General features: G+C 60.2%; 14 protein-coding genes. 1 reads left to right on the plus strand and 13 read right to left on the minus strand.

Going from position 1 to position 14,418, the window contains the following annotated elements; all coding sequences use genetic code 11:
- Positions 1-151: 151 nt before the first annotated feature.
- The 11 genes from rseP to GRI58_RS00660 all read right to left on the minus strand — a co-directional run bounded on the left by rseP (position 152) and on the right by GRI58_RS00660 (position 10,297).
- Positions 152-1,255 (minus strand): RIP metalloprotease RseP, encoded by a 1,104-nt coding sequence (gene rseP / locus GRI58_RS00610; protein WP_160751623.1) that lies wholly within the window; start codon positions 1,253-1,255, stop codon positions 152-154.
- Between the two features lie 25 nt (positions 1,256-1,280).
- Positions 1,281-2,441: a 1-deoxy-D-xylulose-5-phosphate reductoisomerase gene (locus tag GRI58_RS00615; protein ID WP_160751624.1), complete on the minus strand. Its 1,161-nt coding sequence runs from the start codon at positions 2,439-2,441 to the stop codon at positions 1,281-1,283.
- Entirely contained in the window at positions 2,438-3,136 is a 699-nt protein-coding gene (locus tag GRI58_RS00620; protein ID WP_160751625.1) for a phosphatidate cytidylyltransferase, read from the minus strand. Before GRI58_RS00620 ends, GRI58_RS00615 begins: the two co-directional genes overlap by 4 nt.
- Positions 3,123-3,806: a polyprenyl diphosphate synthase gene (uppS, locus tag GRI58_RS00625; protein WP_160751626.1), complete on the minus strand. Its 684-nt coding sequence runs from the start codon at positions 3,804-3,806 to the stop codon at positions 3,123-3,125. The genes GRI58_RS00620 and uppS overlap by 14 nt, the downstream gene beginning before the upstream one ends.
- Positions 3,807-3,823: 17 nt before the next feature.
- Positions 3,824-4,381, minus strand: coding sequence for a ribosome recycling factor (frr, locus tag GRI58_RS00630; RefSeq protein ID WP_160751627.1), 558 nt, complete (start codon positions 4,379-4,381; stop codon positions 3,824-3,826).
- Positions 4,382-4,401: 20 nt separating this feature from the next.
- The gene (pyrH, locus tag GRI58_RS00635; RefSeq protein ID WP_160751628.1) at positions 4,402-5,121 is read right to left on the minus strand and encodes a UMP kinase; all 720 of its coding nucleotides are present in this window, start codon (positions 5,119-5,121) and stop codon (positions 4,402-4,404) included.
- Between the two features lie 131 nt (positions 5,122-5,252).
- Positions 5,253-6,179 (minus strand): translation elongation factor Ts, encoded by a 927-nt coding sequence (gene tsf, locus GRI58_RS00640; protein WP_160751629.1) that lies wholly within the window; start codon positions 6,177-6,179, stop codon positions 5,253-5,255.
- A 105-nt stretch (positions 6,180-6,284) separates the two neighbouring features.
- Positions 6,285-7,037, minus strand: coding sequence for a 30S ribosomal protein S2 (gene rpsB / locus GRI58_RS00645; protein ID WP_160751630.1), 753 nt, complete (start codon positions 7,035-7,037; stop codon positions 6,285-6,287).
- Positions 7,038-7,540: 503 nt separating this feature from the next.
- Complete coding sequence (locus GRI58_RS00650) at positions 7,541-8,365, minus strand: CDP-alcohol phosphatidyltransferase family protein (RefSeq protein ID WP_160751631.1); 825 nt, start codon at positions 8,363-8,365, stop codon at positions 7,541-7,543.
- Positions 8,365-9,117 carry a phosphatidylserine decarboxylase gene (locus tag GRI58_RS00655; RefSeq protein ID WP_160751632.1) on the minus strand — a complete coding sequence of 251 codons (753 nt, stop codon included), beginning with the start codon at positions 9,115-9,117 and terminating at the stop codon, positions 8,365-8,367. Before GRI58_RS00655 ends, GRI58_RS00650 begins: the two co-directional genes overlap by 1 nt.
- 49 nt (positions 9,118-9,166) lie before the next feature.
- Positions 9,167-10,297, minus strand: a complete 1,131-nt coding sequence (locus GRI58_RS00660) for a beta-ketoacyl-ACP synthase III (protein WP_160751633.1) — start codon at positions 10,295-10,297, stop codon at positions 9,167-9,169.
- Between the two features lie 465 nt (positions 10,298-10,762).
- Here GRI58_RS00660 and GRI58_RS00665 point away from each other — a divergent pair, with 465 nt between their 5' ends.
- Positions 10,763-12,247, plus strand: a complete 1,485-nt coding sequence (locus tag GRI58_RS00665; RefSeq protein ID WP_160751634.1) for a Do family serine endopeptidase — start codon at positions 10,763-10,765, stop codon at positions 12,245-12,247.
- Positions 12,248-12,298: 51 nt separating this feature from the next.
- On the opposite strand, the gene GRI58_RS00670 is transcribed toward GRI58_RS00665, so the two are convergent.
- Both GRI58_RS00670 and GRI58_RS00675 read right to left on the minus strand, forming a co-directional pair.
- A complete protein-coding gene (locus tag GRI58_RS00670; protein WP_160751635.1) occupies positions 12,299-13,669 on the minus strand; it encodes a sensor histidine kinase in 1,371 nt (456 codons plus the stop codon).
- Entirely contained in the window at positions 13,670-14,359 is a 690-nt protein-coding gene (locus GRI58_RS00675) for a winged helix-turn-helix domain-containing protein (protein WP_160751636.1), read from the minus strand.
- Positions 14,360-14,418: the final 59 nt, after the last annotated feature.

The raw sequence follows: 14,418 nt of genomic DNA on the forward strand, positions 1-14,418 counted from the left end.
CTCACAAATTTGATCCCGGAAGGTCGGCCACCGTCAAGCACGTTCATGGTCGGCCAGCTCAGGCGGCGAAGGCCGCCCTGTGCCCCAACCGGGCCGCGCAATCAAGCTTAGTGGCAGACCTTTCTGCGGACCCTCCGCGCCATTTCCCCGGTTAATTCCCGAAGACGGGCAAACTCACCAGGTCGTTTATGGTGACGAATATCATCAACATGAGCACGAGAGCCATGCCGGTGCGATACGCCATCTCCTGACCACGTGGCCCAACCGGCTTCCGACGGACTGCCTCAGCCGCGTAGAATGCCAGGTGCCCGCCGTCGAGGCCGGGAATTGGCAGGAGGTTAATGAATGCCAAGTTAATTGAGATCAGTGCGACAAAATTGAGGAAGGCCAGTGGGCCAAGACTCAGGAACTCGCCCGAGAACTTGGCGATCTTTACCGGGCCTCCCAACTCGCGGACCGAACGCTCTCCGGTGAAAATCTGACCGATTCCGGTTACCATCATGCGCACCATATCTGCACTGTATTCGGTAGCCGATATCACGCTCTGGATCGGACCTTCCGGACGATAATCGAATTTTACGCCCTCGGGCACGACCCCGATCAGGCCGATTTTTGAAAGATTGCCGAACCGATCCTTCTGTTCGAAACTCTCGGTCGTGACATCGATTGTACGCGCCGTTCCGTCGCGCTCGACAGTGATGCCCAGCGTCCTGTCCGGGTAGAGCATCACTGCGTCCTGGACGTCGCGAAAATCGGTCATCGTCTTGCCGTCGATCGCGACGATGCGGTCGCCTAACTTCAGCCCGGCTTTGCGCGCCGGCGATGTGTCGGTGAAGCTGGCGATAGTCAGCTGGCGCTCGGGAGAAACCGGCACCGGCCTACCGATCAAAGTGAAAAAACCGGCAATTATCAGGATCGTGACCACCAGGTTCGTCATCGGTCCTGCCAACACGATCAGCGCCCGTTTCCACAGCGAGGCATTGTGGAACGTGCCATCGAAATCCTGCTTTTCAGGGGCACGCTCAGGCATGCTCGAAGGGTTCATGTCCCCCTTGAACTGAACGTAGCCGCCCAGCGGCAGCACCGACAGCTTCCAGCGCGTTCCGCGGCTGTCGGTCCAGCCGAGGATTTCCTTGCCGAAACCGATCGAGAATGCCTGTGCCTGAACCCCGAACCAGCGCCCGACCAGATAATGCCCCAGTTCGTGCACCGTCACCAACGGCCCCAGCAATAGCGGGAACCCGACGATATACATCCAAAAAGGAATAGAGGCGTCCAAGTCAGCTCATCTCCAGAATTGCGCTTGCGCGACGGCGGCCTTCGCTGTCGATTTCCAGCACCTCTTCAACGCAACGCGGCCCGGGCGGTAAATTTCCCGCGTCCAATACCCTGGCCACAGTTAATGCCACGTTGGTGAATGTGATCTGACCTGCGAGGAATGCGGCAACAGCAACCTCATTGGCAGCATTGAGGATAGCCGGCGCAGCTCCGCCCGCTTGAATCGCCTCGCGCGCCAGCCGAGTCGCCGGGAAACGCGATTCGTCGGGTGCTTCGAATGTCAGTTGGCCGACTGCGGGCAAATCGAGGGGCGCGCACGGCGTATCCATGCGCTCCGGCCATGAGAGGCAAGAGGCAATCGGCACTCGCATGTCCGAAGGACCGAGTTGGGCGAGCGTCGAACCATCGCGATATTCAACCATCGAATGGATGATGCTTTGCGGGTGGACCACGATGCGCAGCCGGTCGAGACCGACCGGGAACAGGTAATGCGCTTCGATGAACTCCAGCCCCTTGTTCATCATCGTGGCCGAATCGACCGTGATCTTGGCGCCCATGTCCCAATTGGGATGCTTGAGCGCCTGCTCGCGTGTCGCCGATGCCAGTTGGTCCGTGCTCCAGCACCGGAATGGACCGCCGCTGGCGGTAAGCGTGATCCAGCGAACGTCCGCCAGCTCATTTCCGGCAAGGCATTGGAAGATCGCGTTGTGCTCTGAATCAGTTGGCAGCAAGGTGGCGCCACTGCGTTTCACAGCCGCAGTCAGAATGTCACCCGCCGACACCAGCGATTCCTTGTTCGCCAAAGCGACGCTGCGCCCCTGCTCTATCGCAGCCATAGTGGGCGCCAATCCCGCACAGCCGACGATCGCCGCAACGGTCAGATCGACAGGGCGCGAGGCTGCCTCGATCAAGCTTGCCGGTCCGCACTGTGCCTCGATACCACTTCCGGCAAGCGCATCGCGCAGGTCCGCCAGACAGCTTTCGTCGGCGACCACGGCTACCTTTGCATCGAATTCACGGGCCAGCGCAGCCAATTCTGCCGCCTGACAATTGGCAGTCAGCGCGACGACATCCCATGCGTCGCGATTGCGGCGGATCAGGTCGAGCGTCGACTTGCCGATCGAACCGGTCGCACCCAGGATGGATAGCGAGCGCTTGCTCATGCCGCCTGCGCAATCAGTGCAACCGCAATCGCAACTGGCAAAAGGCCGTCGACGCGGTCGAACACGCCGCCATGTCCCGGTATCAGGCGGGATGAATCCTTGACCCCCGCCTTGCGCTTGAGCCAGCTCTCGAAAAAATCGCCCATCTGGGCAAGTACCGCGAGCCCCGAGCCAATGATTGCCCAGATGGCGACATGCCCGTGAATGCGCGGCTCAAAGGCGATTTTCGGCAACCCGTATCCGACCAGCGCCGCCCAGCCAGCCGCACCGATCATCCCGCCGACAAGGCCAGCCCATGTCTTCGACGGGCTGATCGACGGAGCAATCTTGGGCCCGCCGATCGTCCGGCCGGAGAAATAAGCGCAGGTGTCGGTGAAAACGACGATGCCGAGAATCGCACAAATCTCAAGCGGCGCGAAATTCATCAATCCAAGGGCCGCCAGCCCGATGTAAATTGCGCCGAAGCCAATGCCGAGCGCGCGCTCGGGTGAACTGGTTGTGGCGCGTACCACGAGGCTTACGAATTCCACAAAGCAGGCAATCGTCACCAAGATGATAAAGGTGACAAGCGTCATTCCCCCCGCCCACAGCACGAAGGCCGCAATGGCGAGCATGACCAATGCCGACGCTGCCCGGACCGGCAGATCGCTGCGCGCAACCGATGCTGGGACAGGAACGCTCTCACCGGCCTCCATAACGGCGCTCCCTTGATGCGAATTCGTCGAGCGAAGTCTGCAGATGCTCCGGCGTGAAGTCGGGCCACAGGACATCGGTAAATATCATTTCGGCATAGGCAGCCTGCCACAAGAGGAAGTTCGACAGGCGCACCTCGCCACTGGTGCGGATCAACAGGTCGAGCGGTGGTAGATCGACCGTGTAGAGGTTCTGCTCAAGCGATTCCGGCGTGATCGAACCCTGTTGCGCGGCCAGCGTGGCAGCGCGGACGATCTCTTGCTGCGAGCCATAGTTGAGCGCAACCGCCAGCGTGCGCACACCCTGAGCGGTTTGCTCCATCGCATCCTCGATCATATCGACGATATCCGATGCGAGGCTATGATAATCGCCGATTATCTTGAGTTTGACACCGTTTTCGAGAAATTCCGGTAAGTCTGATTTGATGAACTTGCGCAGCAGGTTCATCAAATGATCGACCTCGTCCTCGGGCCGTTTCCAGTTTTCGCTCGAGAACGCATAAAGCGTCAGGCATTCCAGATCCATGCCCGCAACAGCGCGTACCAGCCGCCGCACCGCCTCGACCCCGCGCTGATGGCCGACGATGCGCGGCAAATGCCGCTTGCGCGCCCAACGGCCATTGCCATCCATGATGATGGCGACGTGACGCGCGCGGGCGACTTTACCTGACATAGCGGTCGATCACCCGGTTATTGGGTGAGGATTTCCTTTTCCTTGGCCTGCGCAGCACTCTCAGCATCGGCGACATACTTATCGGTCAGCTTCTGGACTTCGTCTTCCATCCGCTTGCGGTCGTCCTCGGAGATTTCCTTTTTCTTCTCGTCTTCCTTGAGCGCTTCCATACCGTCACGCCGGACGTTGCGGATAGCGATCTTGGCCTGTTCCGAATACTGACCGGCGAGCTTGGCCAGCTCCTTGCGGCGCTCCTCGGTCAGGTCGGGCAAAGGCAGGCGAACATTCTGTCCGTCGATCATCGGATTGAGTCCAAGATTGGCCTTGGCGATGCCCTTTTCCACGGCCGTTACATTGGCCTTGTCCCACACCTGCACGCTCAGCATCCGCGGCTCGGGCGCCGAGACGGTGGCCACCTGGTTGAGCGGCATCATCGAGCCGTAGACTTCGACCACGACGGGATCGAGCAGGCTGGTATTGGCGCGACCGGTCCTGAGACCGGACAGATCACCCTTGAGGCTTTCGACCGCGCCCTGCATCCTGCGCTCGATATCGCTCTTGTCGTATTTCGCCATGACCGGCTTCCTCTGCTATTCTAATTGCTCTGAACGATGGTCTGAACGCCCTTGCCCGCCAGCACGCGTTCCAGATTGCCTTTTTCGCGGATCGAAAAGACCACAATCGGAATGCCGTTATCACGGCACAATGCGACGGCAGATGCGTCCATAACCTTCAAATTGTCTGCCAGAACCTTATCATAGGTTACTGTATCAAAACGTTTTGCGTCGCTATTCTTCTTGGGGTCTGAATCATAAACCCCATCGACGCTGGTACCCTTCAGCAACGCATCGCACCGCATTTCCGCCGCTCGCAACGCAGCGCCGCTATCTGTGGTGAAATACGGCGCTCCGACACCGGCCGCAAAAATCACCACCCGGCCCTTTTCCAGATGGCGTTCGGCCCGGCGACGGATCACCGGCTCGCATACCTGATCCATCTGCACGGCAGACTGAACCCGGGTTTGTACGCCGATCTGTTCGAGCGCATTCTGCATCGCCAGCGCGTTCATGACCGTCGCCAGCATCCCCATATAGTCTGCCTGCGCCCGGTCCATGCCCTGCGCCGCGCCTGCCATACCGCGAAAGATGTTGCCGCCGCCGATCACGAGGCAAATCTGCAGGCCGTTATCCTTGGCCGCCTTCACTTCCTTGGCCAGTTCCATGACGAAGGACGGATCGATCCCGAATTGCTGATCGCCCATCAACACCTCTCCCGAGAGCTTGAGCAGGACGCGCTTCATCGGGGGCATGGGCATTGCGATTTTCTCACGGGGACTTGAATTGGATTGCGCGGCCTTAAAGCTTGTGCGCGATACTGCCAAGGGCGGCAGACACGAAAAACCCCGCGCCGTTCTCACGACGCGGGGTTTGAAAATTGCAGGAAGCATCAGCCAGCGACTGCGGCGGCGACCTCCGCTGCGAAATCGCTCTCTTCCTTCTCGATGCCTTCACCGAGCTGGAAGCGGACGTAATCCTTCAGCACGATCGGCGAGCCGGCGTCCTTGCCAGCCTTGGTAACAACATCGGCGATCGGGGTCTTGTTGTCGATCACGAACAGCTGGCTGAGCAACGCGTTTTCCTTGGCGAACTTCGCCACCGCACCCTCGACCATCTTTTCCTGCACGTTTTCAGGCTTGCCGCTCTCGGAAGCCTTGTCGCGCGCGATCGAACGCTCACGCTCGATCAGCTCGGCGTCGAGGCCATCGGCGTTGAGCGCCAGCGGGAATGCGGCGGCGATGTGCATCGCAAGCTGCTTGCCCAGTGCTTCGAGAACGTCGGCGCTCGCTGCGCTTTCGAGCGCGACGAGGACGCCGATCTTGCCGAGGTTGGCCGCCGCGGCGTTGTGCGCGTAAGCGACCACAACGCCCTGATCGACAGCAACGTTCTTGATCCGGCGGATCTGCTGGTTCTCACCAATCGTGGCGATCGAATCGGTCAGCTTTTCCGCGACAGTGCCGCCACCCGGATAGGTAGCCGCCTTGAGCGCTTCGACATCGTCCGTACCGGTTTTCAGTGCAGTTTCCGTCACGTTACGGACGAAATCCTGGAACTGGTCGTTCTTAGCAACGAAGTCAGTTTCCGAGTTGACCTCGACAGCAACGCCCTTGGTGCCTTCGACAGCCAGGCCGACGAGGCCCTCAGCAGCGGTGCGGCTGGACTTCTTCTGCGCCGTAGCGAGGCCCTTTGCACGCAGAGCGTCGACCGCAGCTTCGATATCGCCATCGGCCTCAGTGAGTGCCTTCTTGGCATCCATCATGCCTGCGCCGGTCCGGTCGCGCAGAGCCTTGATGTCGGCGGTGGTAAAATTCGCCATGATTGATTTCCTTCAAATTCTGATCGGTTGCGACGCCGGGCGGCGAAAAGCTGCCCGGCGCGTAGATAGCTGGCATTACAAGCGCATGACGCGCCCGGAATGCGATCAGGCAGCGGCTTCCTCGACCGGCGGCTGCTCCATCGCACCGACGTCACGCCCCGAATCCTGCACACCTTCGCCTCGGCCCGAACGGGCTGCCTGGCTGATGGCGTCGCAATAAAGGCGCACTGCGCGCGCTGCGTCATCGTTGCCGGGGATCGGGAAAGCGATACCGTTCGGATCGACATTGGTATCGAGCACCGCAACAACGGGAATGCCGAGCACGCCGGCTTCCTTGATCGCGAGATCTTCCTTGTTGGCGTCGATCACGAACATGACGTCGGGAATGCCGCCCATGTCGCGGATACCGCCGAGCGACAATTCGAGCTTGTCGCGCTCGCGGGTGAGCTGGAGCACTTCCTTCTTGGTCAGACCCGAGGTGTCGCCCGAAAGTTGCTCTTCAAGCGTCTTGAGGCGCTTGATCGACTGGCTGATCGTCTTCCAGTTGGTGAGCATTCCGCCCAACCAGCGATGGTTGACGAAGTGCTGGCCAGCAGCGCGTGCGGCCTCTGCGATCGGCTCCTGCGCCTGACGCTTGGTGCCAACGAACAGCACCTTGCCGCCCGCGCGGGCCGTGTCGGCCACGAAGTCGAGCGCGCGCGCCATGAGTGGCACGGTCTGCGACAGGTCGATAATATGGATGCCGTTACGCGCCCCGAAGATATAGGGCTTCATGCGCGGGTTCCAGCGGTGAGTCTGGTGGCCGAAGTGAGCGCCGGCCTCGATCAATTGCTGCATCGTGACGGTAGGAGCCGCCATAGGTAAATTCCTTTCCGGTTCGACCTCTGGAAAGCAGGGAACCCGTGGCGGCTTGCGCCCAGGGCACCGGTTATGTGCGCCTTCCATGTGAATTTTGCCCGCCTCGCTTCGCATGACCGCGATAGACTCGGCGAACGGCGACGGCCCTTAATACCATCGCATCCAAATATCCATTCCTTATTTCATGCGCAAAAGGAACATTGCACGAACATTTGCCTTGACATCACGGAACACAAACGGAACATGGAACATACACCGAACGTTGGCGTTCCAATTTCTGACAGTTCAAGGGAGTAAAACCATGATCGCTTTTCTGCTTCCGATGATTTTGACCGGTATTGCATTCTTCAGCGCAATCGCGCTGGCCGATTCGGGGCTGCGCTGGGTTTCGGCATATCGTCGGCTATATCCGCCGACTTCCAAGGCTTGTGAAGCAGAACAGCCGACGTCTTGTCGCCCTCGCCCGATCCGTCAGGCTACAGTTTCCATTGCGCGCCCGATCGCTAAATCGCAGCAGCTGACGCGCGCTGCCGCCTGACCTTTGCATACCGGATGAAGCTGTAGGGAATAAGTGCCAGGTAACCACAGCAGATCACTGCCAGTGTCCACCAAGGCTCCTGTAAAAGCGCTGCGAACATCATTCCGACGAAGGCAATCAGCCAAAGGCGGATGTTGCGCTTGGGCCGTAGCGATGCCCAGCTCAATGTCGCGACGTTCGAAATCATCAACAGTGCGATCATCGCGATCCATATTCCGACCAGCAGGGGGTTACGGAACAAGTCCTCACCTGTCGCCTGCCACAGATAAAATGGCAAGAAAGCCAGACCTGCCCCGACCGGGGCAGGAATGCCGGTCAGGAAGCCGGCCGATTTGTGGGGCTGCTCGTCGACATCGATCTGCGCATTGAAACGAGCAAGACGGAGGGCGCAGCACACGGCGAAGGCAAGCGCGGCAAACCATCCGATCCGGGGGGCTTCACTCAGGCTCCACAGATAGATCACGATGGCCGGAGCAGTGCCGAAAGACAGCGAATCGGCCAGACTGTCGAGCTCGGCACCGAACCGCGATTGCGCCTTCAACAGCCGCGCGATGCGCCCATCGATGCCGTCGAGCAATCCGGCCAGAATGATGGCGAAGACTGCCTCATGCCAGTCGCCCGAAATCGCAAATCGGATCCCGGTAAGCCCGGAACACAGCGCTGCAGCGGTAATTGCATTGGGTAGCAAACCCCGAAGCGGCAGTCCGCGTGCCTGTGGAGGACGTGAACTAGGTTCCTCATCCTCGGCGGCTTTCGGGCCGAGCCGTGCTCGATCGAACGAATCTGCCACTATTGTTTGATTCCCTCGATCAGCTTCTGCGCCCCCGCCTCGGCAAGGATCGTCTCACCCGCAACGACACGCTGGCCCAGCAAGACTTTCGCATCTGTACCGGCAGGCAAATACACATCGACCCGACTGCCGAATCGGATCAAGCCTACCCGCTGGCCCGCGCCGACCATGTCGCCCGGCTTGACGAACGGCACGATCCGCCGCGCGACCAGACCTGCGATTTGGGTAAAGCCGATCCGCAGCCCATCGGCACGCTCAACAAGAAAATGCTGACGCTCATTGTCCTCGCTCGCCTTGTCGAGATCGGCATTGAGGAACTTGCCCGGAATATAGACCACCCGACGCACAACTCCCGCAATCGGGGACCGGTTGATGTGAACGTCGAACACACTCATGAAAATCGAGATGCGCGTCACCTGGCCTTCAGGAAGTCCGCCCATCCCGCTGCCATCGTCCACCCGCAGCTCCTCCGGCGGATCGACTTGCATGATCAGCGAAACCATGCCGTCTGCCGGCGCGACGATCAGATCATCGCCTTGTGGGACGACGCGTTCGGGATCGCGGAAAAAGGCGAATACGCCCAGCGACAGGAACAGCAGCGGCCAACCGATCGGCCCCCAGCCGAACACCAGCAGCACCAGCAGGCTGATCGCAACCGCGATCAGGCCGAATTTGCGCCCTTCAGGGTGGATAGAGGGCCAGTTCCAGTGCGCGTCGCCCCGGCCACGGTTATCGAGTAAATCACCTGCCATCGGCATCACTTAGGGTCAGCCGCTCGAGGGAGCAAGCGCGGCACTCGCTTCATGCCACCTTGCGGACGAAAACCGCACCGACCGAATAGCCCGCTCCGAAGCTGCAAATCAGTCCCGCGTCGCCTGCCAGCAGGTCGGACCGATGGAGGTGGAAGGCGATAATCGAACCCGCGCTCGAGGTATTGCCATAGGTATCGAGCACGGTCGGGCTTTCCGTCGCACTCGCCTCGTGACCCAGCACACGCTGCGCAATCAGCCGATTCATCCCCGCATTGGCCTGATGCAGCCACAGCCGGTCGAGCGATTGCGGATCGATCAACAATTTTTCCGCTTCCTCCAAGATCATGGCCGAAACCATCGGCACCACTTCCTTGAACACCTTTCGGCCTTCCTGGACGAAAAGCTTGTCAGGCGCGTCGCTCGTTTCAGGATGAGCGCGATTGAGAAAGCCGAAATTATTGCGGATATTGTTCGAGAACACCGTCTTCAGCTTGGTGCCGAGGATTTCCCAATGCTCGCGCGGAGCCATGGCTGAGTCCTCGACCAGCACTGCGGTGGCGACATCGCCGAAGATGAAGTGGCTGTCTCGATCGCGCCAGTTGAGATGGCCGCTGGTGATCTCCGGGCTGACCACCAGCACACTGCGCGCATTGCCAGCGCGGATATAATCGGCGGCGGTCTGGATACCAAAAGTGGCTGAGGAACAGGCGACATTCATATCGAAGCCGAAGCCGTCGATACCCAGCGCCTGCTGGATCTCGATCGCCATGGCGGGATAGGGCCGCTGCATATTGGACGCTGCGCACAGTACTGCATCGACATCGGCGGGATCGCGCCCAACAGCGGCGAGTGCATCGCGCGCAGCGGCGACACCGATTTCGGCCATGATCGATAATTCGTCATCGCCGCGCTCGGGCCAACGCGGCGCCATTGTCTCTGTATCAAGAACGCTCGCCTTGGAGATGACATGGCGCGCTTTGATACCGCTCGCCTTTTCTATGAACTCGACTGAACTGGGCTGTAGCGGCTCGGCCTCGCCTTGCGAGATAGCGTCGCTATGTCGGTCGTTATAACGCTCAACATAGTTGTTGTAGCTTTCGACCAGTTCAGCGTTGGTGATCGTTTCGCGCGGCGTAAACAGGCCGGTCGCCGAGATGACGGGGTGATTAGTGTATTCCATCGAAGGTGGTTACGCCCAACCCCGATTCCGGGCAAGCGTTGGCACCGACGTGCTGCCGCAAGTTTGGGAGGGCAGGAAAATTGCAATCCTGTCCAAGTTGTAATGTGGCGGAAATCGCGATTCAAACCTGACGCGCCTACTTAACTCCTCGTGGCCGACACGGTCGCAAGATTGGAAATACGGCAATAGCTTTATGCACCAATGCATTTTGCACGGTCCGGGAAGTTGCTCCACACAGCGCTTCCACATCGGTGGCAGTCCCCCTCCTCCACCGGACGGGCCGTGCAAAATGATTTGCTGACCGGTCCAGTCGCCAAAGCCCTTCGGTCGCACTGAAGGCAAAAATTACAAATCCCGCATAAAAGCGGGGTCCGTCGGCGCGGCGCCATCATCCCCCCCTCCATGAGTGGCCCGCGCCGACGAGATAACTGGATACTCAACGATATATCAGCGGGTCAGGTCGCAATGACTAATCGCAAGACAACTCTCGTCGTCTCTGTAGCCGCTGCAGCGGTTGTGGCAGCCGGAGCGGCATGGGCCGTTGCGCCCATACTTCCCAACTCGCCGCTGCTGCCCCATGCGGCCGACGCTCCGATCGCCGCACATCCGGCGGCATGGGCGGGCGGGGAGAGTGTCGCCGATATAGTGCAGAAGGCTGAACCTTCGGTCGTCACCATTACCGTCGACGAAGCGCCCCAACAGGTCAGTATGCGAGGCAATCCCTTCGGCAACAGCCCGATGGGGGAATTCTTCCGTCAGTTCATGGGCCCGCAGGTGCAGCAGGGGCAGACCGAGCATACTGAAGCTCTGGGCTCGGGCTTCCTGATAGATTCCAAGGGCGACATCCTGACCAACAACCACGTGGTCGATGGAGGCACGCGCTTTACCGTTGAATTTTCCGACAAGACGATCGCCGAAGCGAAGCTGGTCGGCACCGATCCGGCCACCGATCTGGCCGTCATCCATGTGGATAAGACTCCGGCAACAGCTCCCCTGACTTTTGCCAATTCCAGCAAGATCCGCGTCGGCGATCCGGTGATCGCGATCGGCGATCCTTATGGCGTCGGCGAAACCGTCACATCAGGGGTCATCTCTGCACGCGGTCGTTCGCTGGGCACCTCCAGTTATGTCGATTATATCCAGACCGACGCCCCCATCAACGAAGGCAATTCCGGCGGACCCTTGCTCGATTATTCGGGTCAAGTCGTCGGCATAAACAGCGCGATCTTCTCGCCCAGCGGCGGCAACGTAGGCATCGGGTTCGCAATCCCATCCAACACCGCCATCCAAGTGGTCAACGACATCCTGCGCGACGGCAAGGTGACGCGGGCGTGGCTCGGCGCAGCGGTTCAGGATGTTACACCGCAAATCGCCGCAGCCGCCGGTCTGACCAAGGCCGAAGGCGCTATCATCGCGCAAGTCGATCCCAATGGTCCTTCCGCGGGCAGGCTAAAGACCGGCGATATCGTGACCGGCTTCGATGGCCAGACGATCCACCAAGCGCGGGATCTCAGCATGGATGCATCGCAGGCGAAAATCGGCTCCAACGCCAGACTGACTATCATCCGTCAGGGACGCCAGCAGGATATATCCGTAAAGATGGCGCGGCTTCCATCGCAGCAAAACGCGCAAACGCAAGTTTCGGGCAACGGCGGAAGCGAAACAGCGCCCAAGCTGGGTGTCACCGTGTCCCCCCTCGACGGTGAGGCCCGGCAACAACTGGGCCTGGCCAATAATACGCAGGGCGCGCTCATAACCGACATCGATCCCAATGGCGCGGCGGCCCATGCCGGTATCTCAGCAGGCGACGTGATCGAACAGGTAGGCAATACGCCGGTGACCAACGGGCGCTCTTTGGCGAGCGCGCTCGGAAAGACCCAGAACGATACCGCGCTGCTGCTCATCGATCGCGGTGGTCAGCGGCACTTCCTGGCGGTTCCCCTCGGCTGACGCAGTCCCCCTCCTTGGCGCACCAAGGGGAACCGACCTGAAAGAAGTATACTAAGCCGCGCTTTTCAGAAGGCTTTTCGGCAGGATGATCCTGACGATCAGGCCCGGCTCCGCATCTCCCAGTTCGATCCTACCTCCATGCAGACGCGCGGCCGCCTCAGCCAAGGCGAGCCCGAGACCCGATCCGGCTTCATGGCGTGACGGGTCGAGACGACCGAAACGACGCAAGGCTTCGGCGCGCCGATTTTCCGGAATACCGGGTCCGTCGTCGCGCACCGAAATAACCAGCTGATCCGCCTCGCGATGCGCGGCCAGGCGGATTTCCTGCCCACCATGTGCATAATTGAGTGCATTATCCACCAGATTGCTGAGCGCCTGCGCCATCAGCTCCCGGTGAATCATCATACGCTGGTTGCCATCGGCCTCAACGTGAAGCCTGAACCCGGCATCCTCCGCCACTGGTCCATAAATTTCCTCAAGCTCGCCGAGCAGTTCATCCAACGCCACGGGAACGAAGCGATCACGCCCGATCCCCGCCTCGGCCCGGCTGATCTGCAAGGCAGTCGACAACATGCCCTGCAACGCATTGGCTTCCAGACCGGCCCGTTGCAGCGCGTCGATCGCGTCAGGATCGCGCGCCTTGCTCGCCGCCTGTTCGACTGCTGCCTGTAACCGCGTAACCGGAGAACGCAGATCATGGGCCAGACTGTCGGTCACAAGGCGCAATTCTCCGACCAGCGTTTCGATCCGGTCGAGCATGGCGTTGAGCGTTCGCGCCAGACGGTCGAATGTATCCCCGCTCGACCCTACCGGAAGTCGACGGGTAAAATCGCCATTGCCAAACGCCTCCGTCACACGCGCAATCCGTTCCGCACGACGTTCGATGATCCGCACGAGGATGAAAGCAAGCGCCAGCGACAAAGGCCCGGCAATCAATGCGGCAAGCAGCAGTCCGGCCCGATTGGCTGAATCGAGCTGAGCGGTCGCACCTGTTACATGCCCGGTGACCAGCCGCGAACCGTCAGGCAGGATCGTGACGCTGAGCAACGCGGGCTTACGCGTCGGATCATCCGCGCGGCGCATTTCCGCAATCGTCATCGTGCCTGCCGGGATCGACGGCCAGTTGGTGAGATTGCCAACCAGCACATGCCCTGTCGGATCGGCGTATGCGATGACCTCATTGCCATGCGGGTCGAGGGCCAGCCGATCCTGCACCGCTTCGGTCAGCCCCTGCGGCCCGGCGCTCTGGTATTGGGCGACGAGATCGTTGCGCAGCTCGTTGACCAGTTCCACTTGCTGCACCGCCAAGGCACGCGCACTCGCTACGTTCATGAAACCGAGCATGACAAGCGTCGGCAGGAACACCGCCGCAAACAGCAATGCAGCGAGCTTGGTCGAACTCGACAGGTTGAAGCGCGGCATTTAGTCGGGCAGGCCGAGGCGGTAGCCTGCCCCACGCACCGTATGCAGCAGCGCCTGATCGTGCCCTTCGTCGATTTTCTTGCGCAGCCGGCTGATATGGACATCGATTACATTGGTGCCGGGGTCGAAGTGGAAATCCCACACACCTTCCAGCAGCATAGTGCGCGTGACCACCTGACCCGAATGCCGCAGCAGGAATTCCAGCAAGCGAAACTCGCGCGGTTGCAGTTCCACGCTCTCGCCGCCACGCTTCACCTTGCGCGACAACAGATCCATCTCCAGATCGCCGCAGCTCAATTGGGTGACCGCTTTCGATCCATTGCTCCCTGCCTTGCGGATGGCCAGCTTCAGCCTCGCCAACAATTCCGCGAAGGCGAAGGGCTTGACGAGATAATCGTCCGAGCCGGCTTCAAGGCCATCCACCCGGTCGTCCGGCGTTCCCAAAGCCGACAGGATGATCACCGGAGTCTGGATATCGGCTGCCCTCAGGGCTGCGAGCAAGGCCATTCCGTCCATTTGCGGCAACATCCGGTCGAGCACCAGCGCATCATAATCGCCGCCCGTCGCCAGAAACAGTCCGTCGCGGCCATTGTCAGCCCTATCGACGGTAAATCCATGTTCGTCCAACCCGCGCGTAATGAACGCGGCGGTGGCCTCATCATCCTCAACGACAAGAATTTTCTGACTCATATAAGGCTCGTTATCCGTAGCTGACTGGTTCGCCGGTCCATAATTACCACTTTGTCATG

The sequence above is a fragment of the Qipengyuania algicida genome (assembly GCF_009828025.1).
GTDB lineage: Bacteria > Pseudomonadota > Alphaproteobacteria > Sphingomonadales > Sphingomonadaceae > Qipengyuania > Qipengyuania algicida.